At 68.1% G+C, this 22,979-nt stretch carries 22 protein-coding genes; 8 read left to right on the top strand and 14 right to left on the bottom strand.

Features of this window, described 5'->3' with window-relative positions; genetic code table 11:
• Nucleotides 1-125 precede the first annotated feature (125 nt).
• Nucleotides 126-1,634 carry a peptide deformylase gene (locus tag ALI144C_RS17455; protein ID WP_076988169.1) on the bottom strand — a complete coding sequence of 503 codons (1,509 nt, stop codon included), beginning with the start codon at nt 1,632-1,634 and terminating at the stop codon, nt 126-128.
• Nucleotides 1,635-1,765: 131 nt separating this feature from the next.
• Between ALI144C_RS17455 and ALI144C_RS17450 the strand changes: the two genes are divergently transcribed.
• Entirely contained in the window at nt 1,766-1,984 is a 219-nt protein-coding gene (locus ALI144C_RS17450) for a hypothetical protein (protein ID WP_076988168.1), read from the top strand.
• A gap of 3 nt (nt 1,985-1,987) precedes the next feature.
• Here the strand turns inward: ALI144C_RS17450 and ALI144C_RS17445 are convergent, their stop codons facing one another.
• From ALI144C_RS17445 to ALI144C_RS17425, 5 genes are read right to left on the bottom strand one after another with little or no spacing between them, the layout of a single operon-like run.
• A complete protein-coding gene (locus ALI144C_RS17445) occupies nt 1,988-2,764 on the bottom strand; it encodes a class I SAM-dependent methyltransferase (protein WP_076988167.1) in 777 nt (258 codons plus the stop codon).
• Nucleotides 2,765-2,799: 35 nt separating this feature from the next.
• Nucleotides 2,800-3,771: a FecCD family ABC transporter permease gene (locus tag ALI144C_RS17440; RefSeq protein ID WP_083753163.1), complete on the bottom strand. Its 972-nt coding sequence runs from the start codon at nt 3,769-3,771 to the stop codon at nt 2,800-2,802.
• Between the two features lie 53 nt (nt 3,772-3,824).
• Nucleotides 3,825-4,736, bottom strand: a complete 912-nt coding sequence (locus ALI144C_RS17435) for an iron ABC transporter permease (RefSeq protein ID WP_143230715.1) — start codon at nt 4,734-4,736, stop codon at nt 3,825-3,827.
• Between the two features lie 55 nt (nt 4,737-4,791).
• Nucleotides 4,792-5,598 carry a siderophore-interacting protein gene (locus tag ALI144C_RS17430; protein ID WP_076988165.1) on the bottom strand — a complete coding sequence of 269 codons (807 nt, stop codon included), beginning with the start codon at nt 5,596-5,598 and terminating at the stop codon, nt 4,792-4,794.
• Nucleotides 5,595-6,590 (bottom strand): ABC transporter substrate-binding protein, encoded by a 996-nt coding sequence (locus ALI144C_RS17425; protein WP_083753116.1) that lies wholly within the window; start codon nt 6,588-6,590, stop codon nt 5,595-5,597. Before ALI144C_RS17425 ends, ALI144C_RS17430 begins: the two co-directional genes overlap by 4 nt.
• Nucleotides 6,591-6,689: 99 nt before the next feature.
• Between ALI144C_RS17425 and ALI144C_RS17420 the strand changes: the two genes are divergently transcribed.
• Nucleotides 6,690-7,481 carry a helix-turn-helix transcriptional regulator gene (locus ALI144C_RS17420; protein ID WP_076988391.1) on the top strand — a complete coding sequence of 264 codons (792 nt, stop codon included), beginning with the start codon at nt 6,690-6,692 and terminating at the stop codon, nt 7,479-7,481.
• Between the two features lie 403 nt (nt 7,482-7,884).
• Nucleotides 7,885-8,442, top strand: a complete 558-nt coding sequence (locus tag ALI144C_RS17415) for an EF-hand domain-containing protein (protein ID WP_076988163.1) — start codon at nt 7,885-7,887, stop codon at nt 8,440-8,442.
• Here the strand turns inward: ALI144C_RS17415 and ALI144C_RS17410 are convergent.
• Genes ALI144C_RS17410 through ALI144C_RS17400 form a run of 3 tightly spaced genes read right to left on the bottom strand, consistent with a single transcriptional unit; the run spans nt 8,385 to nt 12,246 of the window.
• Complete coding sequence (locus ALI144C_RS17410; RefSeq protein ID WP_076988390.1) at nt 8,385-9,428, bottom strand: hypothetical protein; 1,044 nt, start codon at nt 9,426-9,428, stop codon at nt 8,385-8,387. The genes ALI144C_RS17415 and ALI144C_RS17410 overlap by 58 nt on opposite strands.
• Nucleotides 9,425-10,651 carry an MFS transporter gene (locus tag ALI144C_RS17405; RefSeq protein WP_076988162.1) on the bottom strand — a complete coding sequence of 409 codons (1,227 nt, stop codon included), beginning with the start codon at nt 10,649-10,651 and terminating at the stop codon, nt 9,425-9,427. The genes ALI144C_RS17410 and ALI144C_RS17405 overlap by 4 nt, the downstream gene beginning before the upstream one ends.
• A gap of 26 nt (nt 10,652-10,677) precedes the next feature.
• Nucleotides 10,678-12,246 carry a discoidin domain-containing protein gene (locus ALI144C_RS17400; protein ID WP_237774189.1) on the bottom strand — a complete coding sequence of 523 codons (1,569 nt, stop codon included), beginning with the start codon at nt 12,244-12,246 and terminating at the stop codon, nt 10,678-10,680.
• A gap of 288 nt (nt 12,247-12,534) precedes the next feature.
• On the opposite strand from ALI144C_RS17400, the gene dacB reads away from it, so the two are divergent.
• Both dacB and ALI144C_RS17390 read left to right on the top strand, forming a co-directional pair.
• Complete coding sequence (gene dacB / locus ALI144C_RS17395) at nt 12,535-14,088, top strand: D-alanyl-D-alanine carboxypeptidase/D-alanyl-D-alanine endopeptidase (RefSeq protein WP_076988388.1); 1,554 nt, start codon at nt 12,535-12,537, stop codon at nt 14,086-14,088.
• Nucleotides 14,089-14,282: 194 nt separating this feature from the next.
• Complete coding sequence (locus ALI144C_RS17390) at nt 14,283-14,978, top strand: helix-turn-helix transcriptional regulator (protein ID WP_076988161.1); 696 nt, start codon at nt 14,283-14,285, stop codon at nt 14,976-14,978.
• Here ALI144C_RS17390 and ALI144C_RS17385 read toward each other — a convergent pair.
• Complete coding sequence (locus ALI144C_RS17385) at nt 14,959-15,876, bottom strand: transketolase (protein ID WP_083753114.1); 918 nt, start codon at nt 15,874-15,876, stop codon at nt 14,959-14,961. The genes ALI144C_RS17390 and ALI144C_RS17385 overlap by 20 nt on opposite strands.
• Nucleotides 15,873-16,541 (bottom strand): thiamine pyrophosphate-dependent enzyme, encoded by a 669-nt coding sequence (locus tag ALI144C_RS17380; RefSeq protein ID WP_076988160.1) that lies wholly within the window; start codon nt 16,539-16,541, stop codon nt 15,873-15,875. The genes ALI144C_RS17385 and ALI144C_RS17380 overlap by 4 nt, the downstream gene beginning before the upstream one ends.
• 319 nt (nt 16,542-16,860) lie before the next feature.
• Here ALI144C_RS17380 and ALI144C_RS17375 point away from each other — a divergent pair, with 319 nt between their 5' ends.
• The gene (locus ALI144C_RS17375; RefSeq protein ID WP_076988159.1) at nt 16,861-17,223 is read left to right on the top strand and encodes a DUF1304 domain-containing protein; all 363 of its coding nucleotides are present in this window, start codon (nt 16,861-16,863) and stop codon (nt 17,221-17,223) included.
• 35 nt (nt 17,224-17,258) lie between these two features.
• On the top strand, nt 17,259-17,708 hold the full coding sequence (locus ALI144C_RS17370; RefSeq protein WP_076988158.1) for a GNAT family N-acetyltransferase: 450 nt from the start codon (nt 17,259-17,261) through the stop codon (nt 17,706-17,708).
• 46 nt (nt 17,709-17,754) lie between these two features.
• Here the strand turns inward: ALI144C_RS17370 and ALI144C_RS17365 are convergent, their stop codons facing one another.
• Nucleotides 17,755-18,147 (bottom strand): cold-shock protein, encoded by a 393-nt coding sequence (locus tag ALI144C_RS17365; protein WP_076988157.1) that lies wholly within the window; start codon nt 18,145-18,147, stop codon nt 17,755-17,757.
• Between the two features lie 48 nt (nt 18,148-18,195).
• Nucleotides 18,196-20,409 carry an SF1B family DNA helicase RecD2 gene (gene recD2, locus ALI144C_RS17360; RefSeq protein WP_076988156.1) on the bottom strand — a complete coding sequence of 738 codons (2,214 nt, stop codon included), beginning with the start codon at nt 20,407-20,409 and terminating at the stop codon, nt 18,196-18,198.
• 73 nt (nt 20,410-20,482) lie between these two features.
• Between recD2 and ALI144C_RS17355 the strand changes: the two genes are divergently transcribed.
• Nucleotides 20,483-21,943, top strand: a complete 1,461-nt coding sequence (locus ALI144C_RS17355) for a peptide MFS transporter (RefSeq protein ID WP_076988155.1) — start codon at nt 20,483-20,485, stop codon at nt 21,941-21,943.
• On the opposite strand, the gene ALI144C_RS17350 is transcribed toward ALI144C_RS17355, so the two are convergent.
• Nucleotides 21,881-22,912 (bottom strand): CobW family GTP-binding protein, encoded by a 1,032-nt coding sequence (locus tag ALI144C_RS17350; protein ID WP_076988154.1) that lies wholly within the window; start codon nt 22,910-22,912, stop codon nt 21,881-21,883. The genes ALI144C_RS17355 and ALI144C_RS17350 overlap by 63 nt on opposite strands.
• Between the last annotated feature and the right edge of the window lie 67 nt (nt 22,913-22,979).

Genomic DNA, 22,979 nt, shown 5'->3' with positions numbered 1-22,979 from the left:
TGGCCGTGAAGTGGAAGCGTCCCGGCCGGTGGCATGGTGTCTCCTTCGCTGCTGAACTTCCTCTCTCTGAATGTATGGACACCACCACTGACCGAACTGGTCGCACGAGGACAGGACACCGCCTGTCAGATCTCCCACTTCTTGCCGACGCCGTCGTACTGCTCGACCGGGATGAGGTGCGCGCCTTCGACCATGCGGTCGGTGTAGAGCAGACCGTTGAGGTGATCGACCTCGTGCGCCACCAGCCTGGCGACGGCCCGTTCGAAAACGGTGATCCGGTGGGACCCGTCGAGGTTCGTGTGGACGACCTCGACGTGCAGGGCGCGCGGTACGACGCCGCGGACGTCGAAGAAGCTCAGGCAGCCCTCGTACTGCTCGTCGATCTGGTCGCTGAAGCGGATGATCCGAGGATTCAGCAGTTCGATCATCTCGCCCTCCACCGACCGCACGATCGCCGCGGCCCGGTCGATCCCGATCTGCTGGGCCGAGATGCTCGACCCCTTGGCGAAAACGTGCGCGAGCGCCACCCGGTTCAGCGCCGACCGCAGCTCCGATATCGTCCGCTCCGCGTCGTTGCGCTCCAGCGGCAACTCGAACTCACGGGCCCGGCGCCGCAGGATGTCGTCGTCGCGTTGCCTGATTCCCAGTGCTTTCATGTTCTGGCTCGGCCGCGCGGACTGCCCGGGTTCGTCGACGGGGTGCGGCGAGTAGACGACTTTCCACTCGACCCGGTAGCGGGAGCCGACCGGCGGGTTGTCGGTGGCCCACAGGAATATCTGACGACCGTTCTCGGTGAAACTCTGGATGGGCGTCGCGAAGGGCATGGCGTCGTTCCACATCGACGTGTACAAACCCCACGCGGTCATGTCGAATGCCGCAGGAAAGTCCAGCCGGATCGAAAGGTGCCGCGTGGGCAGCCGGATCGTGCGCTGGTACCAGTCTCCCCAGTGCTGTTCGTCGACCGTGTACTCGTACTCGATCCAGCCCGATTCTCCCGGGTACAGCGGGAAGTGCCCGTTGTCCCCGCCGAACCTGAGCCACACCTCCTTGAAGTCCGGCTTGTCGTGGTGCACCGCCCACCGCATCGGTTTGGTGCGCTCGGTGCCCCGCCACGCCCGGAGATCGAGTTCGTCCCAGGTCACGGGATTCTGGCTGTACAACAGGTCGCACAACTTCGGATCGTCGGGGAACTTCCCGACGGCGATTCGGATCAGGTAGCGATCGATCGGGCGTGTACCGTTGTTGAGCAACAGTCTCCGCTGGTTGAGCCGATAGACGCGGTTGTCGTAGCGCAGCGCCGACTCTTCCCGCAGAACTTGGATGGTGCCGTCGTCGGTCACCATTTCCGCCGCCTCACGCAGGTGCAGGTCGTCCGTCCTGTTTTCGAAGGACTCGGCGTACGCGCGGCGGAGAGTGCCGTTGTCATTCATCGCGCGTTCGGCGCTGCTCAGGAAATTCCGCGACGGGCGCTCGGCTCCTGACTCGACTTTCGACACGTACGATCTGCTGTAGTTCATCAGTTTGGCCAGCGCGTTCCTGGAAAGACCCCGCCGCTGCCGGATGTCGCTGAACGCACGGGAGAAGGCACCTGTGCTTTCTCCTTCGTCCGGCTGCGATCCAAGATCGTCGGCCATTGCGCCCCCTTGCCCATCCGTGAGCGTGTGGGATCGAACCGTGAGTGCCCGTGCACCGTGGCTGCACTCAGCACTACACAGGTGTTCTGGCCAGGTCAAGGGACACGACCGGCGCAGAGGGAAGTAGCACAATGTCAAGACCGTCGACCAGATCGTTCTGCGAACTGCTGCGATACGTCCTCGCGGACACGCGCAGGACTTGGCACACCGTGATACTGGTGGTCGCCTTGGGAGTTGTGGCGGCAGCCGTGTTGGCGGTTTTCCGATTCGGCGGCACGGCCGTGGCCACCACCACGAGCCTGCTCGCCACCACGGCGCTGATTCGGGCAGTCAGCCGTGGGAAACAATGAGCTTCACGGTTTGCGGGCGATGGTCATCGACCACGTGTGCGTGAGCCAGAGCGTCCCCTCGCTGTCGAGGTACGGGCGCAAACCGGTCGGCTGCCCGCCGCTCAGTTCGTGCGCGAACCGTTCCCGGATGACGTCGCGGATCAACGGTTTCGTCCCGGTGCGTGCCATCCAGTCCTCGACGTCGACGGGCTGGTCGTGCCGTTCCACCGACACCACCGGCGCGCCCGCGGCCGTCAGCAGGTCGTGGATCTGGTGCGCGGTCAGCGTCGTGCCGTGGCTGGGGTCGCGGAGGCGTTCGATCCGGTCGGCTTCCGCCGTGGTCACCGGGTCGTCGGAGGCCGTCAGGTCGACCACGCCGATCCGGCCTCCCCTGCGGGTGACCCGGACCATCTCGCGCACCACCGCCGCGGGATCGGCGACCTGGTGCAGCGTCAACCGGCACACGGTCAGGTCGAACTGGCCGTCGAGCCACGGCAACGCCACCGCGTCGCCCTGTTGGAACGTGATGTTGCGCAGCCCGGCCTCGGTGGCCAGGCGTTGCCCCTGGTGCAGCATCTCCGGCGTGAGGTCCAACGCGCTGACGTGCGTGACGTGCGGCGCCAGCGCGCGGCCGACGTGTGCCGCGCCCGCGGCGACGTCGAGCACGTTGTCCTTGGACGACGGCTCCAGTGCCGCGACGATCCAGTCCAGGCCCGCCACGGCGAAACCCGACGTGCCGAAGGACTGCGCCTGGATCCGGAACTGGGCACGAACGGCTTCGTTGTGGGTCTGCTCGGGCATCCGCCGCTTCCCCTTCTCGTCGTCGCACCCCAACGCTAGTGGGTCCGGCGGCGAACCTGCACGATCAACAACCAGAGCAGGTAGGTGCCGCCGATCGCGGTGGTCATCACACCGACCGGCAACCCGATCGGCGCGAGCACCAGCTGCGATGTGACATCCGCGGTCAACAGCAGGACACCGCCGGTCAGCGCGGCGGGCAGCAACCCGACACCGGACGTGCCGAACAAGCGTTTGCCGATCTGCGGCGCGGCGAGTGCGATGAACGCGATCGGGCCGGTGACAGCGGTGACCGTGGTCGTGCAGCCGACCGCCGCGAGCACCGTGACCAGTCGCAACGGGCCAAGCCGGACGCCCGTGGCGACGGCGACCTCGTCGCCGATGGTGGCCTGGTTCATCGACCGCGACAGCACCACCAACGTGCCTGCGAGCACGCCGAGCACGACCAACGGGATGCCCAGGTCGTCCCAGCCGAGGCCGTTGAGCGAGCCCGCGCTCCAGCCGGTCGCGGCGATGGCCACCTCGAGTTCCGCGCGCAGCACGATCCACGCGTTGATCGCGGTGAGCGTCGCGTTCACCGCGATCCCGACGACGATCAGCTTGCCGCGGTTGCGCGACCGCAGCGACAGGCCGTAGACCAGCAGCGCGGTCAGCAGGCCGCCCGCCATCGCGGCCACGCTGAGCAGTCCGGGCATCGCGGCCGCCGCGGATCCGAACCCGGTGATCACCAGCAGTGCACCGGTGTACGCGCCCGCGTCGATGCCGAGCATGTCGGGGCTGCCGAGCGGGTTGCGGGTCTGGTCCTGGATCACGGCCCCGGCCAGCGCGAGCGCGGCGCCGAACACGAGTGCGCCGACGACTCTGGGCAGACGCCACTGCACCACGATGACCGACGAGTCGCCTTGCCCGGCCAGCGCCGCGAGCACCTCGCCTGGCGTCACCCACACCGCGCCCTGGCACAGCCCGAGCACCGCAAGCGCGGCCGCGAGCACGACCAGCACGACTGTCATGCGGACGGTCCGCTGTTCGAACCGGACCGAGACCGGTCCACTTCGGAGCACGATCACAGCGGCGCCGTCCTGCGGTCGCGGACCACCCAGATCAGCACGGGCCCGCCGAGGACCGCGAGCACGATCGACGCCGGGACCTCACCGGTCCTGAGCAGTATCCGGGAGGCGATGTCCGCGATGAGCATCAGCACCGGACCGAGCACGATCGTGAACGCCACCAGCCACGGCACCGAGTTGCGGGCCAGCGGGCGCACCAGGTGCGGCACGATCAGCCCGACGAACACCATCGGTCCCGCCACCGCGGTCGCCGCACCGGCCAGCAGCGTCACCAGCACGAGCACGGCGAACCGGGTCCGGGTCACGTTCACCCCGAGCGACTGCGCGACTTCCTCGCCGAGCAGCAACGCCTCCAGCTGCCGCGCCACCATGAGCGAGCCGACCAGCGCGATCACGATGACCACGATCGGCACGGTCAACGGGATCTGCTCACGCCCGGCGAGCGAACCCACCGACCAGAACCGGAACCGGTCGAACGCGTCGGGCACGATCAGCCGCAGCCCGAGCGACAGCCCGGCGAGCACCATGCTCAGCGCGAACCCGGCAAGCAGCAGCCGCAGCGGGGACGAGCGGCCGACCGAGTAGACGACCACGGCGGCGATCCCCGCACCGACGACCGCGACGACCAGCTGGCCGTACTGCGTACCGGTCAGCCCGAGCACGGTGCCGAGGGTGATCGCGAACCCCGCGCCCGCCGTCACGCCGAGGATGCCGGGGTCGGCGAGGTCGTTGCGGGTCGCGGTCTGCAGGAGCGCGCCCGCGGCGGCGAGAGCGGCGCCGACCGCGAGCGCGAGGACCATGCGCGGGAGCCGGATGTCCCGCACGATCGTGTCGGCGTCGCTCATCCCCGGCGACACCAACGCCTGCCACACCTGGGCAGGGGCCAATGCCTGGGCGCCGACCCCCATACTCACCACAGCGACGGCGCCCAGGACGACTGCGCAACCGGCGAGAACCGCTGTCCTACTCGCGTTCAAGCCCGGCAACTCCGCGTTTCCAGTAGCCGGTGATCGAGGCCATGTCCTTCGGCCACGTGCGCAGCGGCTTGATGTCGCCCGCCTCACCGGCCGCGAACAGGAACGTGTCGTCCGGTACGGCCAGTCCGGACACCGTGGCGGCGAGCGCCGATCCGGTCCCGTCCCTGACCAGGCGGACGATCTCCACGCCGTCACGCGACGGCAACGGGTAGTCGTGCTCGACCGGGTCGTCCACTTCGACCACGAGGTGGACGCCTGGACCGGCCGGGGCCTCCTCGAGCCACCGCGCCGCCGCGGGCAGGCCGGTGGAGTCCACGGCGAGGACGTAGTGGTCGTGCGTGTACGGGAACGCCTTGCCGCCGGGCGGCCCCGCGACGGTGACCTCTTCGCCGACCTGCGCGGTCCGCGCCCATTCCGCGGCGATCCCGCCTTCGTGCAGGACGATGTCGAGCACCAGCGTCTCGCCGGTGTACCGGCGGACGGTGTAGTCGCGGGTGAGCGGCATCGGGTGCGGCCAGTCGAGCATCTGGTTGCCGTTGCGGACCGGGCGGCGCCAGGTGCCGTCCTCGTCCGGGAAGACGATCTTGACGTGGTCGTCCGCCTGGTAGGAGTGGAACCTGGCCAGGTCGGGGCCGTTGAGCTCCAGCCGCACCATGAACGGCGTGAGGTCCGTACGGGCCACGACCGGGACCGTGCAGACCCCGATCGGGTACGGGATCCGGAGCGCGCCGCGGCCGGTGCGCTGGTGCGCGGCGACCCGGTCGGCGAAGTCGGGGTGGATCGTCCTGGTCATCGGGTCAGCATCGGCGCAAGCGCCTTGTCGAGCGAGTCCAGGGTGAACATCGCGGACGGATAGGTGGACGCCTGGGTGTAGCGCACCGCGAACGTCCTGCCCGCCTTGACCGCGGGGAGGTCCTTCCACAGCGGGGAGTCCAGCACGTACTTCACGGACGCGCCGACCTGGCCGTTCGGCTCGAGCGTGTACGTGACCGCGTCGGCCTGGCCGAAGCTCTGGGGCAGTTCCTCGATCGACGGCGTCTCGGAGACGCTCTGCGAACCCGGGCCCTTCTTCTTGACCTCGCCGTAGTACTCCATGCCGATGTCGGCGCCCACGTTCGTGCCCCACGACCCGGCGAACTCGCGCTGGAAGTTGCCCGCCGACACGTCGCCGTAGCCACCGACGTGGCCGAACTTCAGTCCTTTCAAGACGCCCGCGTACTTGGCCTTCAGCTCGCCCGCCTTCTTGTCGTACGCCGCCTTGGCCGCGTCGAAGTTGCCTGCCCGGCCCGCGGCGTCGGCCTGACGCCGGGACAGTTCCCGCCACTGGTACGGAACGTTCGGCCCGATCGCGACGACCGGTGCGACGGACTTGAGCCGGTTGAGGTCGATGTCGGCGAGCACCGGCTTGGGCACGCCGATCACGATCAGGTCGGGCTTGGCCGCGGCGATCGCCTCGTAGTTGGTCTCCGCGGCGAGCTCACCGGCGACCTTCGGGACCTTGTCGTACTTGGCGCGGTGCTCGGGGGTCATCATCTCGAGGCCGCGTTTCCACGTGGAGATGCCGACGAGCGCGGCATCGCTCTCGATCAGCACGGGCACCGCGTATCCGGTCGCGATCACGCGCTTGGGGTCCGCCGGGATGGTGATGTCGCCGTTGTCGGCTTTGACCACACGGGTGGGTGCGGAGCCCTGACCGGACGCGTTCGTCTCGGCGGCGCATCCCGACGCCATGGTGAGCGCGACGGCCAGTGCGGCGATGAGGCGCTGTGGACGGCTGACCGTCATGAAAACCTGTTCCTCCAGGTCATAGGGGGTCTGCAGGGGCGGACGACGACTTAGGTTAGCCTTACTAAGCACGGTTGGATGTCGCTGAGAGGTCACCTGATGCTTTCGGGAGGTCATATCGGATCGGACCCCGTTGTGTGCGAGGAGTACGGCTACGGCCTCGGCACACACGACGGGATCCTCGTGCTGGTCTACCGCTGCGACGGCCGCGTCGACTTCGGCGAGAGCAGGGAGGACTTCCTGCACCAGCTGTACTGGACACCGGACGGCGTGCTGGCCACGGTAGGCGGGTTCGTCACCGGCCGTGAGGGCTTCTGGGCACGGCGTGCCGTGACCCACGAGGTGACGGCGGCGGGCGCGCAGACGGTGTACCGGGTGTGCCTGCGGGAGGTGCCGCCCGCGTTGCGCGACGTCCGCGCAGGCGGGGTCTCAGTCTCCCCCGAGGCGATCCGGCTGATGGAATCGCTGGGCCGGGACGGCGTGCCGCTCACCCAAGCGCTGGCCGCTCGTGAACGGATCATGGCCGGGCTGGGGGTGTCGACGTCCGCGTTCGTCGGCCACCACGCGGCGGGATCGGGGTTCGCGATGACGATCGCGCGCGTACTCACCCGCGACCCCGCCGACCGCACCCAGTTGGACGAGTGGGCCAGTCGCCTGCACACGAGCGTGAAGACGGTGCAGCGCGACTTCGAGCGCGAGTTCGGGATGTCCTACAGCCGCTGGCGCACGGTCACCCGGCTGCGCGCCGCGAAGGCGTTGCTGCAGTTGCACCCGGTCGGCCAGGTGGCCCACCAGGTGGGCTACGACAGCCCGTCGGCGTTCGTCGCCGCGTTCGCCAAGGAGTTCGGGTGCACTCCCGGCCGTGTCCGGCCGGACCCGTCACCATCCTGACATGTGCCGTCCCTCGCTCGCTCTCCCGCAGCGCGTACAGAGTGTCCACACTAGACGAAGGCAGCATCGCGCCCGGCCCGAAGACCCTGGTCTGTCCACATCGGAACACAGCAACGCTGAGGCCGTGACCGTGACTCCACGGTCGCCGGAGAGCAGCGGGTTGCCCGGCACGGGAACCGCTGACGTCGACACGGCCCGCAGCACTCACCAGCACCGCGCGCGGAGCAGGGGCAGACCAGCAGGTGTTGCTTGATGCGCAACACATCCAGCGGTCCTGGGCGTCACGTGCGACAAGCCACCAGCAGCGTCGTGTAATCGGTAACGGCGACACTGATCACCGGTTGTGCAACGGATCCATAGCGGGGCTTGTCGCGGCCGTGCGGTCAGGGCACCATCCTCAGGCGTGGCGTTCTCCGAATTCCTCGACCGCAAGTTGGCGCGTCGGTTCCACACCTTCGACTACGACGGTGACGGTGGCATCGACCGGTCCGACTTCATGCGGGCCGCGGCCGCCGTGGCCGACGAGTTCCGGCACCCGGCCGGGTCACCGGCTCGCACCCGCCTGGTCGAGTGCAGCCTTGGCCTGTGGGAACACCTCGCCGCCGCCGCGAACGTGAGCAACGACGGCTCGATCAGCGTCGACGAGTACAAGAAGGCCTTCGCCGAAGGCCTCCTTGTCACCGAGGAGTCGTTCGAAGCGGGCTACCGGCCGTTCCTCGAAGCGCTGATGTCCGTCTGCGACACCGACGACGACGGGAAGCTGTCCATCAGCGAACACATCCGGTGGACCGGTGCGTTGATGAACCTGTCCGAGACGGACGCCCGCGAGATCCACCGCAGACTGGACACCGACGAGGACGGGTACATCACGACCGGAGACCTCCTGTCGGCGATCCACGACTTCTACTTCGACGAAGACCCGGACGGGGTGGGCAGTTGGCTGCTGGGCCCGCTCGCGTAACCGGCCGACGGTGAGGAAGCGTGCCGGACCAGCAGCCGCGCGGCACCTGACCCGTCCGCCGGGACCGCCCAGATCTCCGGCCCGGGCAGGGTGTACGCGATCGTCCGGTCGTCCAGCCACACCACCTGATCGTCCACACTGCGCGTCTCCGCCAACGGTGTTTCGACCATGGTTCGCAGGTCGAGGACGTGTTCCCGCCACGGCCGCGCGCCGTCCTGCGCGACGCGTTTCTTGAACGCGATCCGGGTGCCGTCGGGCGACAGCGACGGGCATTCCACGTTCTCCCTGAGTGTTTCGGCCTGCCACGCCTGCTGGTCGGCCTTGACCAGGTGGGTCTGGCCGCCGGTGGCCACCGTCGCGTAGAACGTGCGGTCGTCCGCGGCGACCGTGACGCCCCAGAAGTTGACGTCGTCGGCCCGGTGCTGGCGCCCGCCGACCCGCAACGGCATGTCCTCGATGTTGGTGTCCACCTCGTCGGCGGTCATGATCCCCGTACGGGTGGAGAACGTACCGGTGCGCGCGTAGGAGTCGCCGGTCACGAACGTGGTCCACGACGCCACCGTCCCGTCCGCGGACAGCTTGGCGCGGTTGGGGATCCCGGCGATGTCCACGCTCTTCTGGCTGACGAGGCCCGCGTCGGTGAACGCGACCGTCGCGCTGGGCAGCGGTCCGGGCGCGTCGGCCAGGCACAGCCCGCGACCGGCCGCGGTGTAGAACCGGTCGCACCGCAGTTGGCCGACCCGGCGAGGTCCTTGCGGATCGGCCAGCGACACCGAGGCGACCTTGCCGTGGTCAGGGCCTGGTGCCTCGTTGCGGAACACCAACCGGCCGGGGTCGGTCAGCGTGACCGGCCCCGGCTCGACCGCGACCGAGACGTCCGCGGGCATGTCGCGTGGATCGTTCGCCTTGGCCTGCTTGATGTACACGAAGGCGACGGCGGCGAGCAGCACGACAGCGATCGCCGTGATCGACAGTTTGGTCTTCACCGTTGCGCCCTCCGCACCCACGCCACCGCGACGACGAGCCCGAACGCCACGGTCGAGACGATCACGGCGGTCTGCATGCCCCAGACCGTCCACGCCATGCCGAAGAAGACCGCGGAGATCATCTTCGCCACCGCCTGCCCGGTCTGCAGCAGCGCCATGCCGCTCGTGCGCAGCTTCTCCGGCAGCAGCGGTGTCGCCGCGGCCATCAGCACCCCGTCGGTGAGCGCGTAGAAAGCACCGTGTGCCAGCAGAACCAGGCACAACATGAGCACACCGTCGACAGCACCGAGCAGGGCGATGTACGCGACGAACAAGGCAACATGGCCGAGGAGGAACATCTTCCACCTGCCGACCTTGTCCGCCACCCGCCCGGCGGGCACCGCGAGCGTCAGGTAGACCGCCGCCGTGCCGAGCGGGAGGACCGCGAAGTACGCCGGCTCGATGTCCAGCCTGCTTTGCAGCAACAGGTAGACGAACGAGTCACCGACCGTGACGAGGCCCAGCAGCACGGCCCACGAGCACACTCGCCGGAAGCCGGCGTCCCGCAGCAGCCCGAACGCCGCCTTGAGCGAGACCCCGTCCTTCGCCTGCTTCACCGGTCCACTGTGGTCGCTGACGAACAGCACCAGCAACAGCACACCGAGCACAGCGAAGCAGAAGCTGACGACGAACACCACGTCGTAGCCGCCCGCGACCGTCCACAGCAGAACGAACGCGACCAGCGGGCCGAGCAGCGCGCCGACGGTGTCCATCGCCCGGTGCACGCCGAACGCGCGGCCGACGGTGTCCGGCGCACTGCTCAACGAGATCAACGCGTCCCGTGGCGCCGTCCGCAGCCCCTTGCCCGTCCGGTCCGCGGCGAGCACAGCGCCCAAAGTGGACGCCGAGCCACCCGCACCGATGAGGCCGAGCTTGGCCAACGCCGACACGCCGTAGCCGATCCCGGCGACGAGCTTGCGGCGCTGCCACCGGTCGGCCACGTTGCCGCCGATGACCCGGACGAACGCGGTCACCCCGGAGTAGAGGCCGTCGAGGATGCCGAACTGGAGCGGCGAGAAACCCAGACCGAGCACCAGGTACAGCGGCAGGATCGCGGTGACCATCTCCGAGGAGATGTCGGTGACCAGGCTGACCGCGCCGAGCGCGATCACGTTGGCCGAGACGATCCTGCCGCTGGAACCGGCCTGCCGGGGCCCCGATTGCCTGGCAGTGGCGATGTACACGCCTGTTCCCTTCTGGCTGGACGCGGCTAGCGGCAGGTGTACGGGCCGGCCTTGTCGAGGATCTTGCCGTCCGTGCCGATGATCTCCCAGGAGTAGGACTTGCCGTTGATGACGAACTTCATCACGCCGTGCTTGGCGAAGGACTTCTCCACGCCTTCACGGTTGTCGATCTGCGTGTAGAGGCTGTCGCCGCCGATCCCGACGATCGCCTCGCGCACCCCGTTGGCCTCGTCGACCTTGCCGCTCGAGTTCAACGGCTTCATCCGCTCGTAGTGGTGGTCGTGCCCGTTGAAGACGATGTCGGCACGGGCCTTGACGAACTCGTTCCACAGCGGGGCGATGGTCTTGTCGTCGCCGTACTGGCCGGAGTTCCACCTCGGGTGGTGCCAGTAGCCGACCACACAGGCTTTCTTGTTGGCCGTCAGGTCGTTGCGCAGCCAGTTGACCTGCTCGGTCGTCGAGCTCGAGCTGTTGGCCACCGGGTCGGAGTCCAGCGCCACGAAGTGGAAGTCACCGATGTCGTAGCTGTAGTACGGCTTGCCCTGCGGGGTGGCGATACTGCCGAAGTACGACTTGTAGCCCTTGAGGTTGTCGTCCCACTCGTGGTTGCCGGGCGTCGGCTTGGTGATGCTCTTGAACTTGCCCCACGTCTTGTCGTAGTACGCCTTGTACTCGGACAGGGTGCCCTTGTCGTACTGGTTGTCGCCGACGGTCAGGACATAGCTGGGTTTGATGCCCTCGACGAGTTTCGCGGTCTTGGTGTGCTCGGACGGGATCTCCGGCTTGGCGATGTCACCCGCGATCACCAGCACGGTGCCGGTCGAACTGCCCGGCTGGGTGGTGCCCTGCACCGGTGCGCTCGCCGCGGACAGGTTGCCCGCCGCGTCGCGTGCCCGGACGGTGTAGGTGAAGCTGGTCCCGGACGCGAGGCTCGTGTCGGTGAAGGTGGTGGTCGCCGACGTGCCGACCACGTTGCCGTTGCGCAGGATCTCGTAACCGGTTACAGCCACGTTGTCGCTGGCAGGATCCCAGGCGAGGCTGACGGAATCCGCTGTGGACGAGGTGGCGCGGAGGTTGCCCGGCGTGGAGGGCGGGTCGACGTCGCCGCCGCCGGACCTCGTGCCGTACACCTCGAACTCGAACAGTGAATAGCCGTAGGCGGTGGCGCGTTTGGTGCCGTACACACGGACATAACGCCCACTCGCGCTCAGCCCGGTGACCTCGTCGGAGCCGCCGTCGGCACCCTTGACGGACTTCGCGTCCTTCCAGGCGGCCCCGTCGGTGGACGTCTGGATCTTGTACTCGGTCGCGTAAGCCGCTTCCCACACCAAGTTCACCTTGGTGACGGTGGCGGCACCACCAAGGTCCACCGCGATCCACTGCGGATCGCTGCCCTCCTCGCTGGCCCAGCGGGTGGTGGCGTCACCGTCCACTGCGTAGTTGCCGGCGAAACTGGCGTTCTCGACCGATGAAGTGGTGGTCGGCTTGTTGTGCGACAGCAGGTTTTCCGCCGCGTTCGCGGCGACGACAGGCTGCAGCAACAGCACGAGCGCCGCACCCAGTGCGATCGCCCGGGGTAGGACAGGTCGGTTCACAAAGCACTCCTCGACTGGCAGGTGTCGACGAGAACCGGCGCAAGCGGCGGCGGTGACGGATGTGGTGGCCGGGACGTCACTGAATTAGTAAAGGAACTTTCCTAACAGTTGGAGGTTAACCACGAACCGGGACACACGTCAACCCGCCGACCGCAAGGTCACCCTGCTGACCTGGCGTCCTACTTCGTCGTCAAGAACGCGAGGCCACGAGGCAGGGAATTCGCGGCGACGACCTGGTTGACCGCTAGGCTTCCACCGACCCGGCACCTGCTTCCACGGGGAGTGGCGATGACGCGCAACCGAGTGCTCGCGGGCTGCGGAGTGGCCATGGCCGCCGCACTGCTCGCCGGTCTACCGGCATCGGGATCCGCCCAGGCGGACAACAGACTCACCGCCGACCTGACCGCGTTGGTCAACGACCCCGGTCTCGGGGGCGCACACGTCGGACTGGTGGTCAGCAAGGCGGACACAGGCGAAGTCCTGTACAGCAAGGACGCGGGCGCGCGCAGGCAGCCCGCGTCGAACCTCAAGCTGCTCACCTCGGCCGCGGCCATGGAGATCCTCGGCGCGGACCACCGCTTCACCACGTCGGTGCTCACCCAGGGCAAGCGACGAGGCCCCGTGCTGGACGGCGACCTGTACCTGCGCGGCACGGGCGACCCGACCCTGCTCCCGGCCGACTACGACGCACTGGCCGCCAAGGTCGCGGCCACCGGCCTGAAGATCGTGCGCGGCAAGCTGTTCGCCGACGACACGTGGTTCGACGCGGTCCCCTACGGCACAGGCTGGGCGTGGGACGACGAACCCTACTACTACAACGCGGAGACGTCAGCGCTCACCGTGGCACCGGACACCGACTACGACGCCGGGACGATCCTCGTCAAGGTACGGCCCGGCGCCCCGGGTAAATGGGCGGGCGTGACGACCGAGCCACCAACCAACCACGTGACCGTCGAGAACGCGACCATCACCGGCGCGCCCGGAACGAAGAACACCATCGACGTCGAGCGCAAGCACGGCACGAACGTGATCAGGGCGCACGGGATCATCCCGTACGGCACGCAGACCAGCACCCTGTTCACCACGGTCAAGGACCCGGCCGGGCTGTCGGCGGCCCTGTTCCGCGACGCGCTCGCGAGGCACGGCGTCAGGGTCACCGACACGACGAAGACCCGCGTGGAGACACCGGTTGGGGCGCAGCTCGTCACCGAACGCACGTCGATGCCGTTGTCGCAGTTGCTCGTGCCGTTCATGAAGCTGAGCAACAACATGCACGCCGAGATACTGGTGAAGAGCATCGGCCGCGCGGTGTCCGGGACCGGAACGTGGGACGCGGGTCTTGCCGCCGTCGGCCAGCGCCTGACCGGCCTCGGCGTCCCCGCGGGCAAGACGTACCTCGCCGACGGTTCGGGCCTGTCCCGGATGAACCAGATCTCCCCCGAGCAGGTGGCCGCGTTGCTGCGGGCCGTCCGCGCGAAGCCGTGGTTCACGGCCTGGTACGACTCGCTGCCGATCGCCGGGGTGGCCGACCGGATGGTCGGCGGGACGCTGCGCAGCCGGATGGCGGGCACGGCCGCGGCCGGGAACGTGCACGCCAAGACCGGCAGCCTGACCGGCGTCAGCGCGTTGTCCGGGTACGTGACGTCCGCGGACGGCCAGCAGCTGGCCTTCTCGATGATCAGCAACAACCTCCTCACCTCCGCACGCCGGGTCGAGGACGCCGTCGCCGTCCGGCTCGCCGAGTACCGGGCCGACGAGACGAGCAGCCGGATCACCGGCCTGCCGCCCACCCCGGGCCCGGTCGACCGGGTGGAGTGCAGCTGGCTGAAAACCGCCTGTTGAGGGCCATCGGGACCCGGAGCCGGGTGGGTGCGGCACCGCCCACCCACCCGGTCGCACCCCGCTGCTGAAACCGAACTGTTGCCGACGTGAAAACGCGATTGGCCACTATCAGCGCGGAGAGCGACGAGAAACAGGTGTCAACCCACGATGGGATGATTCAGTCCCGACTGTTCCGGCTGTCTCGGGGGGCGCGCATGACTGGGGAACGGCAGGACGACTTCGACGTGCACGTCACCGTGACCGGCGAGACGAGCCCAGGTGCCCGGTTCGCCATCCAGGTGGATCCGCAGGACCGGACCATGGCGCTGCGGGTCAGCCGGGCCGCCGTGACCGAAGCCGTCGGCAGACGGGTCGGCCCGGCACCCGCGCCCGTCATCGACAGGACCTGGCTGACCGCCGCGCTCGCGCTCGGCGACGACGCGGCGGCCAGCCTGTTCCAGCGATCACCGCTGGCCGCCGCGCACTTCGAACAGGTCCTCATCCACGGACTGCTCGACAGCGACCCCGGCAGCCTCGCCGCGCAACCGGAGGTGCTCCCCGAGCCGGTTCGCCAAGCGGTCGCCTACTGCGCCGACCACGCGACTGACCCGGTGACCATCGCGGACATCGCGGCCGCGGCCCGCACGAGCGTCCGCTCGCTGCAACGCCTGTTCCGCACCTGCCTGGGTATGAGCCCACTTGAATACCTGCAACGGGTACGGCTCAGGCGCGCGCACCACGACCTGCTCGCGATCGCCGCCGGACGCGCCAAAGGCACCGTCGCCGACGTCGCGGGCCGGTGGGGATTCACCCACCTCGGCCGGTTCGCGGGCCTGTACCGCAGGACCTACGGGCGCTCCCCCGTGCAGACCCTGCGAACGGGCACGCACGTCAACCCAGGAACGCGTTGACCGCACGGGCTATGCCCGCTGGGTCGAGCCCGTGCAACCGGTCGTGATCCGGCGCGGTCCCGTACGCGCGTTTCTCCTCGTCACGGTCCACACCCAACGCCAACAGCCGATGCGGCACGTCGGCGAGCGCGAGCGAGACCTCATGCGCCGACGTGCCGCGCAGGTATGGCTCGACGAGCACGATGTTCGGCACGGCCGACCGGGCCGCGGCGAGCAGCCCCGCGTGGTCGAACGGACGGATCGTGCTCGCGTACAGCACTGTGACGTCCACTCCGGACACCGCGGCCAGCACCTGGTCGAGGATCGGCCCGACAGCGAGGACGACTCCCCGGGAGCCGCTCCGCACGACCGTGAACCCGTCCGACGGACCGAACGGAGTCCGGTTGACCCGTGTGGACAGTCGCAGGTAGACAAGGCCGTCGCCGGAGAGTGCTTGTTCCAGCAGCGGTTCCACCTCAGCCGGATGCCCGGGGACGTGCACGGTCCAGCCCGGCAGCGAGTCGATCAAGGTGACGTCGGCCGGTGACTGGTGGGTCCTTCCCCACGCCGGGTCGTCGTACGAGCCGCCGATGCTCACAAGGACCGCGCCGACATCCTGATGGCCGAGGTCGAGCTTGATCTGCTCGTACGGCCGTTCGACGAGGAACGGCGCGTAGCTGTGCACCACCGGCCGCATCCCCGTCAACGCCAGCCCGCCTGCGACCCCGATCATCGCCTGCTCCCGGATGCCGACGTTCACCACGCGGTCGGGGAACCGCTCACGCGACTCGTCGAACGCGGCCGCCGAGATGTCGGCCGTGACCACCGCCAGCCTGGCATCCTGCGCCAACGCCTTGTTGAGCGCCTGCACGAACACGACGCGCATCGCCGCGTCCTGACCTGTGTCCCCCTGTTTCATTCCCCGCTCCCCACTTCCGCGACGACGACCGTCGGCCGCCCGTCCGGTTCGATGGTCAGTGCCTCGTACAGGGCTTCGTGATCACGCCCGTCGACGGTGACCGCGCGCCAGCCCTCGACGGCGAACCGGTCGGCGATCCCACCGGGCCACCCGTGGCTCGACGAGCGGTTGTCGATCACGACCACGGTCAGCCGGTCGAGGTTGTGCCGACCGGCCACCGCGATCGCCTCGTGGTTGCTGCCCTCGTCCAGTTCCCCGTCGCCGACGAGGACCACCACGCGTGCGGTTCTCCCTTGCGCGCGAAGGCCGAACGCCGTGCCGACGCCGAGCGCCATGCCGTGCCCGAGCGAGCCGCTGCCGATCTCGGCACCGGGGACCAGCGTCCGGTCGGGGTGCTGCCCGAGCGGCGAGCCGAACTCGGTCCACCGGTCCAGCACGTCGGCGTCGATGAACCCCTTGGCGGCGAGCACGGCGTAGAAGGCCATCGGACCGTGCCCTTTGGACAGCAGAAACCGGTCGCGGTCCGGGTCGTCCGGCCGTTCGGGCGACACGTCGAGGACCCGGTCGTAGAGCACCCACAGCACATCGAGTGTGGAGGCCGCCGCCCACTCGTGTTTCTCGTCGCCTGTCATCCGCCGGAACAGCCCGGCGAGTCTGGTTTCCATGCCCTGACCGTGCACCTTGAAGTGAACTTGAAGTCAAGCCCCGGATCAGATGCACTCGCAGCCGAGGACGCTCCCCGCAGTACCGACAGAACCGGGTGCCCAAGTGCCCCCGGTGGCGGCGTGGCGAACGGGTCAAGTCCACATGAGACCCTTCCCGCCCTTGCGACTCGTGCATTTCGTCACAGGTAATGTTTACTGTGTTCGTAGTCGCGCATGTTGTTGCAGGTGTTTCGCCGGGCCGGGTTTCGGTGACAGCGGGTAGGATTCCGCGCGAATCGGAGGTCGTCTCCGCTGGTTCGGCATCCGGGAGGGCCTGGAGATGCACCTGGCCGCGAACATCGTGATCGGGCTCGTCGCCGCGATCCACGCCTACATCCTCGTCCTCGAGATGTTCCTGTGGACGACTCCGCGCGGCCGGAAGGCGTTCGGGCTGACGGCGGAGTTCACCAAGCAGACCGCTGTCCTCGGCGCCAATCAGGGGCTGTACAACGGTTTTCTCGCCGCCGGGCTGGTATGGGCGCTGATCGCGGGTGGCACGACCGGCTTCCATTTCGCGGTCTTCTTCCTGATCTGCGTGATGATCGCGGGCCTGTACGGCGCCGCCACCGCGAGCAGGCGCATCCTTTTCGTGCAGACGGTTCCGGCCACGATCGGGTTGGTCCTCGTACTGCTCGCGAACTGAGGAAAGATGTCGGTGGGCGTTGATACGGTGCCACCATGAGCATCCGGCTGGAACTGGTCACGCCCGCGAACGTGCACGCGGCGTGCGACCTGAAGGTGCTGCCCGAGCAGGAAGCCGTGGTGGCCCCCGTGGTGCTGTCATTGGCCGAGGCCTACGCCAACCGTGACACAGCTTGGCCACGCCTGGTGTACGACGGGGAGGACCTCGTCGGCTTCGTCATGGCAGCGTTCGACCCCGGCAACCCGGTCACCGCGTTCCGCTGCGGGATCTGGCGGCTGAACATCGCGGCCGACCACCAGGGAAAGGGATACGGCCGGTTCGCGGTGGACGCGGTCGCCGCCGAGGCGCGTGACCGAGGCGCCGACCGCATCACCGTGTTGTGGGTCCCCCATGAGCATGGGCCCGAGGAGTTCTACTTACGCATGGGATTTCGGCCCACCGGGGAACAGATCGGTGGTCAGGTCGTCGGCGAACTGCGGCTCTAGCCCCTCTGTGCCGCGTGCTGTGCCGTGCTGTGCTGTGCTGTGCGACCTAGCTTTCCAGCCAGCCGTGGGCGTGCGCGAGTTTGGCGATGCGCTGGCGCACCTGGACGATCTGCGCCGCGGTGAGGGTCGGCGCCGCCTCCAGCAGCGCCTCCGTCAACTCCTGCATCAGTTCACGCGGTGACAGCACGTCGCACATCACCTCTTCGTCCGCGTTGGCGTTGGTCCTGGCCTGGCCCCGGTCGACGATCTTGACCGACGACGCCTTCAGCCCCCTGTCGCCTTCGACGACGTCGAACTCCACCGCCGTTCCCGGCGTGAACAGGAACTTCTCGTCACGCAAGTCGTTCGCGTGCATGAACACGTCTTCGCCGCCGTCGTCCGGGGCGATGAACCCGTAACCGCGAACATCATCGAACCGCAACACTTTGCCAGAGATCACAACACACCTCACCAACCAAACAAACCTACGTAAGTGCAGGCTACAACATCACGCGCGAAGCCGATGGTCAAGGGCTGTATACCTGCGACCGGTGCTCGCGGTGCGCACGGCCTGGCCGATCGCCTTGGCCGAGCCGACCAGCACGACGAGTTTCTTAGCCCTGGTCACGGCCGTGTACAGCAGGTTCCGCTGCAACATCATCCACGCACTGGTGGTGACAGGGACGACCACACACGGGTATTCGCTGCCTTGCGAGCGGTGAATAGTCACAGCGTACGCGTGGGTCAGCTCGTCCAGCTCGCTGAACTCGTAGCCGACTTCCTCGTCCTCGTCGGTACGCACGGTCAGTGTCTGTTCCTCGACGGCGAGGCCGGTCACCACGCCCATGGTGCCGTTGAAGACACCATTGGCACCCTTGTCGTAGTTGTTGCGGACCTGCGTCACCTTGTCGCCGATCCGGAACACGCGACCACCGAACCTGCGTTCCGGAAGGTTCGGTTTGGACGGTGTCAGTGCCTCCTGCAGCAGGGAGTTCAACGCGGCCGCGCCCGCCGGGCCGCGGTGGGTCGGCACGAGCACCTGGATGTCGCGGCGCGGGTCGATCCCGAACTTGCGCGGGATCCTGTTCGCGACGATGTCCACTGTGAGCAGTCCGGTCTGCTCGACGTCGTCGACGGAGAAGAGGAAGAAGTCGTCGAGTCCCCTGGTGTGCGGGTGCTCCCCCGCGTTGATCCGGTGCGCGTTGGTGACCACACCGGACTGCTGGGCCTGCCGGAAGATGTGCGTCAGCCGGACGTGCGGGACGGGTGTCCCCGGGGCCAGCAGGTCGCGCAGCACCTCGCCCGCGCCGACCGACGGCAACTGGTCGACGTCGCCGACCAGCAGCAGGTGCGCTCCCGGTGCGAGCGCCTTGACCAGTTTGTTGGCCAGCAACAGGTCCACCATGGACGCCTCGTCGACGACCACGAGGTCGGCGTCCAGCGGCCGGTCCTTGTCGTACGCGGCGTCGCCGCCAGGCCTGAGCTCCAGCAACCTGTGCACGGTGCTCGCCTCGTGCCCGGTCAGCTCGCTCAACCGCTTGGCAGCGCGCCCGGTCGGCGCGGCGAGCACGACCCGTGCGCCTTTCGCCGTGGCCAGCTCCACTATGGACCGGACGGTGAAGCTCTTGCCGCAGCCGGGCCCACCGGTCATCACGGCGACCTTGCTCGTCAGCGCCAGCCGGACGGCCTGCTCCTGCTCGGGCGCCAGCTGCGCCCCGGTGCGTTTGTGCAGCCAGGCGAGCGCACGGTCCCAGTCGACCCCGGCGAACGCGGCCATCCTGTCCGCGTCGGACCGCAACAGCCGGACCAGCTGGCCCGCCAGTGAGATCTCGGCACGGTGGAACGGCACGAGGTAGATCGCCACCTCGTCGAGCTCGGCGTCCTCACCGGGCACGAGTTCGCGCACCACACCTTCCTCGTCGACCAGTTCGGCCAGGCAGTCGATCACCGCACCGGTGTCCACCTGGAGGATCTTGACCGCGTCGGCGATCAGCCGCTGCTCCGGCAGGTAGCAGTGCCCGTCACCGGTCGACTCCGAGAGCGTGAACTGCAGGCCCGCTTTGATCCGCTGTGGACTGTCGTGCGGGATGCCGACCGCCTTGGCGATGGTGTCGGCGGTGCGGAACCCGATCCCCCACACGTCCGAGGCCAACCGGTACGGCTCGGTGCGCACCACGTCGATCGACTTGTCGTTGTACTGCTTGTAGATCCGCACCGCGAGCGAGGTCGAGACGCCGACGCCCTGCAGGAAGACCATCACCTCCTTGATGGCCTTCTGCTCCTCCCACGCCGCCGCGATCAGCTTGGTGCGCTTGGGCCCCAGCTTGGGCACCTCGATCAGCCGCTCCGGCTGCCGCTCGATCACGTCGAGCGCGTCGACGCCGAAGTGCTCGACGATCCGGTCGGCCAGCACGGGCCCGATGCCCTTGATCAACCCGGATCCGAGGTACCGGCGGATGCCCTGCACGGTCGCGGGCAGCACGGTGGTGTAGTCCTCGACGTGGAACTGCTTGCCGTACTGCGGGTGCGAGCCCCACCGGCCGCGCATCCGGATCGATTCCCCGGGCTGGGCGCCGAGCAGCGCACCCACCACGGTGACGAGGTCCCCGCCGCGCCCGGTGTCGGCGCGGGCCACCGTGTACCCGGTGTCCTCGTTGGCGTACGTGATCCGCTCGAGGACAGCCTCGAGCACCGCGCCCCGGAACGGCTCACTCGTGCCCACCCGAAAGGGTTATCACATTCCCTACCGACGGGGGTTGAGCAGGTATGAGCCGTCCGGCGTAAGGTGACGAAACGTGACAACGGCGTTTTCGAAAGCACCCCAGCGCGGATTCTTCGGACACCCCCGCGCGCTGGCGAACCTGTTCGGCACCGAGTTGTGGGAACGGTTCTCCTTCTACGGAATGCAGGCGATCCTTGCGTTCTACCTGTACTACAGCGTCACCGACGGCGGCCTCGGCCTGCCGAAGGCCACCGCGGCAGGCATCGTCGGCGCGTACGGCGGCCTGGCCTACCTGGCCTCGGTCGGCGGGGCGTGGGTCGCGGACCGGTTGCTCGGCGCGGAACGCACCGTGTTCTTCGGTGCCCTGTTCATCATGCTCGGCCACGTCGTGCTGGCCGTGGTTCCCGGCCTCACCGGTGTCGCGATCGGCCTGGTGCTGGTGATCCTCGGCACGGGCGGGCTGAAGTCGAACGTGACGGCGTTGGTCGGCACGCTGTACGAGGAGGGCGACGCCCGCAGAGACGCCGGGTTCTCGCTGTTCTACATGGGCATCAACATCGGCGGGACGCTCGGCCCGATCGTCACCGGCTACCTGCGCGACGAGTGGGGCTTCCACGTCGGCTTCGGCGCGGCGGCCGTCGGTATGGCGCTCGGTCTGGCCCAGTACTGGATCAACCGCCGCAACCTCGGCGACCAGGCGAGTGTGGTGCCCAACCCGCTCACCGGCGCGGCCAGGGTCCGGTCCTTCTCGATCATCGCGGCCGTTGTGGTCGTGCTCGTGCTGCTCGTGGTCCTCGGCGTGATCCGGCCGGACAACCTGGCGAAGATCGTCACGTGGACCGTGCTCGCGGTGTCGGTCGCCTATTTCGTGGTCATCCTGACCAGCAAGAAGATCACACCGGTGGAGCGCAGCCGGGTTTACGCCTTCATTCCGCTGTTCATCATCAGCTTCGGTTTCTGGTCGCTGTTCCAGCAGCAGTTCACCGTGCTGCCGATCTTCGCCGACACCCGGGTGGATCTGGACGGGCTCGGATTCCACATCACCCCGGAGGCGTTCAACTCGGTCGAACCGGCGGCGGTGATCGTGCTGGCACCGTTGTTCGCGCTGCTCTGGACGAAACTCCGCGAACGCCAGCCGGGCACGCCGGTGAAATTCGCCCTCGGTGTGATCGGGATGGGAATCGCGTTCCTGCTCATGGTCGCGGTCGTTCAGGCCGGTTCCGGGAAAGTGGTCAATCCGCTTTTCCTGATTCTGGTCCTGATCGTGTTCGCGCTCGCGGAAATGTGCCTGTCACCGGTCGGGCTTTCGGTGAGCACGAAACTCGCGCCGAAGGCGTTCCAGGCGCAGATGGTGGCGCTGTTCTTCCTTTCCCTCGCGGCCGGGTCGTCGACGGCGGGTGAACTGGCGTCCTATTACTCGGCCGACAACGAACCCGCGTACTTCGGCATCCTCGGCGGCGCGGCGATCGTGCTAGGCCTCATCCTCATCGGACTGCGACCGCTGCTCAAGAAGCTCATGCGCGGCGTCGACTGAGTCCAGGTAGCGCGTGACCCAGAGCATGTCGTCGACCTCGACCGGCCCGGTCTGTCCACAGGCTTCCAGCCAGTCGACCGTGGCCGCGTCGATGTCCTTGCCGATCAGCACGAGCTGGGTCTCCGGCTTGGTGCCGCGCGGCCACGGTGAACGGTGGAAGCGCAGGTAGTTGCCGACGGTCTGGATGCCGAACCGGTCGGTGTGGCCGGGCACCCCGAAGTGGACGAAGCCCTTCATCCGGTAGAGCCCGGCGGGCCGGTTGTCCAGGAAGTCCATCAGCAGGACCGGGTGCATCGGCTCGGTGGACGTGAACGTCACCGAGTCGTACACCGCGTGTGCGTGATCCGAGTGGTCGGTCAGGTCGTCGAACGTCAGCTGACGGGCGACCGGCCGCTCGGGCGCGCGGTCGAACAGCAGCTCGGGGTCGACGCGGCCGTGCGTCACCGGCACGATCGGGACGTCGCCGTTGTGCGTTCGCACGAGGTCGACCAGCTCGGTGACCGATTCGACCCGGTCGGTCTTGTTCAGCACGAGCAGGTCGGCGATCTTGAGCGCCTTGGCCAGTTCGGGGTGCTGGTCGTGCGTCCCGGCGAACTCGACGGCGTCGAGCACCGTGACCAGACCGCCGTACCGGACACGGGTGTCGGTGCTGGCCAGCAGTTTGCGGACCATGGACTGCGGATCGGCCAGCCCGCTGGCCTCGATGACGATCACGTCCAGCTTGGCGCCCGCGAGCTTGCCGAGCATCTCGTCGATGTCGGACGTGTCGGCCACGCAGCACAGGCAGCCGTTGTCGAGCGAGACCATCGAGTCGACCTGACCGGCGACCGCCATCGCGTCGACGTTGATCTGGCCGAAGTCGTTGACGATCACGCCGATCCTGGTACCGCGCGCGGAGCTCAGCAGGTGGTTGAGCAGTGTCGTCTTGCCGGAGCCGAGAAAGCCGGTGAGGAGGACAACCGGGATCACACCCCCACCCTACTGAAAAGCCTCGTGAGTGTTTGATCCGGTTGGAACCGGACCAAACACTCACGAG

Origin of the sequence: Actinosynnema sp. ALI-1.44, from assembly GCF_001984155.1 — a bacterium.
Lineage (GTDB): Bacteria > Actinomycetota > Actinomycetes > Mycobacteriales > Pseudonocardiaceae > Kibdelosporangium.
Note: the sequence above shows the minus strand (reverse complement) of the source record. Positions and strands in the feature narration are given on the sequence as shown.

Bases quoted from the DNA above. Each gene is read 5' to 3' on its own strand.
- ALI144C_RS17445 (WP_076988167.1), bottom strand. From the start codon at position 2,764: ATGCCCGAGCAGACCCACAACGAAGCCGTTCGTGCCCAGTTCCGGATC.
- ALI144C_RS17370 (WP_076988158.1), top strand. From the start codon at position 17,259: ATGAGCATCCGGCTGGAACTGGTCACGCCCGCGAACGTGCACGCGGCG.
- ALI144C_RS17375 (WP_076988159.1), top strand. From the start codon at position 16,861: ATGCACCTGGCCGCGAACATCGTGATCGGGCTCGTCGCCGCGATCCAC.
- ALI144C_RS17420 (WP_076988391.1), top strand. From the start codon at position 6,690: ATGCTTTCGGGAGGTCATATCGGATCGGACCCCGTTGTGTGCGAGGAG.
- ALI144C_RS17450 (WP_076988168.1), top strand. From the start codon at position 1,766: ATGTCAAGACCGTCGACCAGATCGTTCTGCGAACTGCTGCGATACGTC.
- ALI144C_RS17440 (WP_083753163.1), bottom strand. From the start codon at position 3,771: ATGACAGTCGTGCTGGTCGTGCTCGCGGCCGCGCTTGCGGTGCTCGGG.
- ALI144C_RS17385 (WP_083753114.1), bottom strand. From the start codon at position 15,876: ATGAAACAGGGGGACACAGGTCAGGACGCGGCGATGCGCGTCGTGTTC.
- dacB (WP_076988388.1), top strand. From the start codon at position 12,535: ATGACGCGCAACCGAGTGCTCGCGGGCTGCGGAGTGGCCATGGCCGCC.
- ALI144C_RS17430 (WP_076988165.1), bottom strand. From the start codon at position 5,598: ATGACCAGGACGATCCACCCCGACTTCGCCGACCGGGTCGCCGCGCAC.
- ALI144C_RS17455 (WP_076988169.1), bottom strand. From the start codon at position 1,634: ATGGCCGACGATCTTGGATCGCAGCCGGACGAAGGAGAAAGCACAGGT.
- ALI144C_RS17390 (WP_076988161.1), top strand. From the start codon at position 14,283: ATGACTGGGGAACGGCAGGACGACTTCGACGTGCACGTCACCGTGACC.
- ALI144C_RS17425 (WP_083753116.1), bottom strand. From the start codon at position 6,590: ATGACGGTCAGCCGTCCACAGCGCCTCATCGCCGCACTGGCCGTCGCG.
- ALI144C_RS17380 (WP_076988160.1), bottom strand. From the start codon at position 16,541: ATGGAAACCAGACTCGCCGGGCTGTTCCGGCGGATGACAGGCGACGAG.
- ALI144C_RS17435 (WP_143230715.1), bottom strand. From the start codon at position 4,736: ATGGGGGTCGGCGCCCAGGCATTGGCCCCTGCCCAGGTGTGGCAGGCG.